We start from the raw sequence: 3,262 nt of genomic DNA on the forward strand, positions 1-3,262 counted from the left end.
AATTCTTTCGAAAAGCCTGCCGCACCTCCTCCCGCGGCAGGCTTTTTCGTTTTCCGAAACAAGTCCGGAATTCAGGCGTCAAAGCAGAATGCCCTGTTCCACCGGCTCTCCGGATTTCGACACGATCCTGGATCCATACGGTTCACGAGATGAAATTATCAGCGCGTCATTCGGTAATGGGCGGGCCAGTTCCTTGGCCTCTTCCCATGGCGCCCGCATCCAAATATCGGTCTCTTCCTTCGTCAGTAACAGGACCGGCATCGCCTTTTCATGGATCGGCTTCACCAGGTCGTTGGGATCCGTGGTCAAAAACCCAAAGAAATAATCCGCTCGACAAGCGACTCTATGCACAGCGACATCTGATCGAGTGCTGCTTCTCCAGGCTCAAGCAATTTCGCCGCATCGCGACCCGCTATGAGAAGACAGCAAAGAATTATCGAGCCGTGATCGCACTGGCGGGTACCATCCGTTGGCTTAAATAACTGTCCACCCCGCCCAGCGCGAACCAAACAGTCCGTCGGTGCACTTTCTCGCTTGAGGAACTCACCTACCAATATCCGGAGGAGGCAATCATCCCAGGCAAGGATGCTCAGGCCTCGCTGGAGCAACTATGTCTGGCAATGCGTGCCGGAACGCTATCTCGAAGGCCTGCCGCCCGATGTGTTGAAGGTCGTGCGGCACGAGCTCGATCTCATCCGCACGATGAAATACGCGCCGTACTTCCTGACCGTTTTCTCGACGTCCGCTATGCGCGGTCACAGGGCATTCCTCGCCTAAGCTCGGATCTCGGTAATCATCGAAGCGATCTGAAGCCTGCCCGTAGCTCTTCGGTAAAGAGCTGTGGCTGTTCCCAAGCCGCGAAATGGCCACCTTTCTCCACCTTGTTGTAGTGAATTAGCTTTGGATACGCTTTTTCGGTCCAGCTCCTCGGGGCCTCATATTGCTCGCCAGGGAACACGCTGACGGCCACCGGAATGTTGACACCCTTTTTATTGAAGAAGCCACCCTTGTATTCCCAATAGAGCCGGGAAGCAGAGACTCCTGTGTTCGTCAACCAATATAGCGTGATGTTATCGAGGATCTCGTCACGCGTAAGTTCGCCCGTCGTGCTGGCGGTCCGATTCAAGGCCGAGGCGACAGCCGCGGCCGGCTGCGCATCCGCATCATTGTGATCGAGAAGCCATGCGGCGAGACCAACGGGTGAATCCGCAATACCATACAGCGTCTGTGGGCGCGTTGCCATCAGCCTAGCATAGTCGACCTGCTTAAAGGTTCTGACTAGCTGAGCGTAGGCGCCCTCTTCCTCGGCAGATAGCCCGCCGGGAGCAGGGGCACCGGCCAGAAGCGCCTTATCAACGTCGGCTGGAACGGTAGCGGGCATGTTGGTGTGGATGCCGAGAAGGCCCTCCGGAGCCTGAAGACCCATCTGGTCGACGACAAATGCACCCCAGTCGCCACCCTGCGCAACATAACGTGTATAGCCGAGACGCTTCATAAGGTCAGCCCAGGCTTTGGCCATGCGCTCCGGACCCCATCCCGTCGCTGTCGGCTTGCCAGAGAATCCGTAGCCAGGCATCGACGGAATGACCACATGGAAAGCATCCGATGCGGTGCCACCGTATTCGGTGGGCTTTGTGAGGCGATCGATGATCTTCAGCTGCTCGATCACCGAGCCGGGCCATCCGTGGTTAACGACGAGCGGCAAGGCGTTTTCGTGGTTCGAACGAACGTGGATGAAATGTATGTCCAAGCCGTCGATCTCTGTGATGAACTGCGGATAGGCATTGAGCTTGGCTTCGCCCTTACGCCAGTCGTAATCGGTCGCCCAGTAGCGAGCCAGTTCCCGCATTGTCGCGAGTGGCACGCCCTGCGACTGATCACTAACCGTTTCTTTCTCGGGCCATCGAGTTTCGCCGATGCGTCTGCGCAACTCAGTGAGTTGCGCGTCCGAGGCCGAGTATGTAAACGGTCGAATTTCGTTCTCGGCAGAACCCGCCGCCCAAAGCGGACGAGGCAGGACGCTGAGTGCGCCAATGGCTCCCGCGGTGGCGAGCAGCGCCCGTCGAGTAAGTGTAGACGATATTGCTGTTGTCTTTGCCTGGTTGGAGAAAATTTTGTCCGACATTGTCGTTCCTTTCCTGTTGTATTTAAGCGGTCGTTCAATTTTCGGAACGCAAGGGTCCGTCGTAACCACTATTGTGACGTGCCCTGTCCCGATCATCGACCGTCACGATCGATGCGTCTTGGCCCAGGCGCATACATCGCGCGTTTGATGTGTCTGGCATATTTCCCGGCAGCCCAGAAATGTAATGCAATGTAGCAGGGTCGCCGCGGCTGGGAGTCACACAGACCCTGCAGCGAATGCCGATCATTGGTGTAGTGTGAGCGGGCAGGGGGCGTCTCGTCTGCGAAATGACGGCTACGACGTGACGATGAGATGTCGCAAGCAACCGCCTCAGCGAGGGCGCCGGATTATGGCGGACTACTGTTTGGCGTTAGCCTCACGCTGGGGCTCGCGGGGCTCGTTAGCCACGGGAATCTACAGTTCCGCAGAAAGTCCGCCGCTGAAGCGCGATGGTCTGCCCAAGGCCAGCTCGGGACGTCGCCCCACGAGCGCGACATTCCCGCCTTCCAATCGAATCCGGCGGGCGACCGCCGCACCGATTCCCGTTCCCCCGCCAGTAATCAAGGCGGTCTTGTTCTTAAAGCGCAAAGCGGCGGAGCCGTCGTGTCCACTTCTGCAGTAAGAGTGCACAGATCACGGTGAGCAGACGATGTCGATTGGCCTGCCTGCGCCGAGGCCACCATATGCGTTCCATATATACCCTTTACGCCACTGACCCTGAAAATAGCGGGGTCAATGATTCTGGCAGGGCGAGAGCTTCGAGGCCGGCGTCCGACTTGTCGCTATGGGGTTCACGTTTTAAGCCAGGCAGATCGATTATGAATCGACGGGAACTCACGATCTACTCGTGGTGATCAGGTGCAAGGCAGAATTGCCCCTTGTAACCGCTGCTGCTGACAGCTTGCGATCGAATGTCGCCAGCTGGCCCCCACGCGCCTTGGCTAGCGCAAGCAGGTAGGTGTCAGTTACCTGCCCCGATGTTAGAATTTTCGTGGGAGCGATATCACCTGACCCGACAAGGCTCACATCGTCCGGCCAAAAACTGTGACCGGGGAGCGACCGCAATTTGCGGACAATTTCCATCACGAGTGACGGGGAACCGGGAGAGTTGGGATATTTGGGGTTGCCGACAATCCG

Annotated in this window: 2 protein-coding genes and 4 pseudogenes; 2 read left to right on the plus strand and 4 right to left on the minus strand. The window is 57.5% G+C overall.

Features of this window, described 5'->3' with window-relative positions; translation table 11 throughout:
- Positions 1 to 78: 78 nt before the first annotated feature.
- A pseudogene (locus HFO71_RS36170) lies at positions 79 to 327 on the minus strand (SOS response-associated peptidase); the annotation flags it as partial.
- On the opposite strand from HFO71_RS36170, the pseudogene HFO71_RS35655 reads away from it, so the two are divergent.
- Together HFO71_RS35655 and HFO71_RS35660 are read left to right on the plus strand one after the other, a co-directional pair.
- Positions 318 to 482, plus strand: a pseudogene (locus tag HFO71_RS35655) (transposase); the annotation flags it as partial. The pseudogenes HFO71_RS36170 and HFO71_RS35655 sit on opposite strands and share 10 nt — an antisense overlap.
- A gap of 24 nt (positions 483 to 506) precedes the next feature.
- Positions 507 to 767 (plus strand): annotated as a pseudogene (locus tag HFO71_RS35660) (PHP domain-containing protein); the annotation flags it as partial.
- Between the two features lie 26 nt (positions 768 to 793).
- On the opposite strand, the gene HFO71_RS35665 reads toward HFO71_RS35660, so the two are convergent.
- The 3 genes and pseudogenes from HFO71_RS35665 to HFO71_RS35675 all read right to left on the minus strand — a co-directional run.
- The gene (locus tag HFO71_RS35665; protein ID WP_131662553.1) at positions 794 to 2,125 is read right to left on the minus strand and encodes an epoxide hydrolase family protein; all 1,332 of its coding nucleotides are present in this window, start codon (positions 2,123 to 2,125) and stop codon (positions 794 to 796) included.
- Between the two features lie 468 nt (positions 2,126 to 2,593).
- Positions 2,594 to 2,713 (minus strand): annotated as a pseudogene (locus HFO71_RS35670) (SDR family NAD(P)-dependent oxidoreductase); the annotation flags it as partial.
- 246 nt (positions 2,714 to 2,959) lie between these two features.
- Positions 2,960 to 3,262 (minus strand): PIN domain-containing protein (locus HFO71_RS35675; protein ID WP_221989126.1); only part of this gene is annotated, 303 nt, incomplete at its 5' end.

Origin of the sequence: Rhizobium laguerreae (assembly GCF_019778565.1) — a bacterium.
Lineage (GTDB): Bacteria > Pseudomonadota > Alphaproteobacteria > Rhizobiales > Rhizobiaceae > Rhizobium > Rhizobium laguerreae.

Coding starts and splice junctions, on each gene's coding strand:
- HFO71_RS35665 (WP_131662553.1), bottom strand. CDS start 2,125: ATGTCGGACAAAATTTTCTCCAACCAGGCAAAGACAACAGCAATATCG.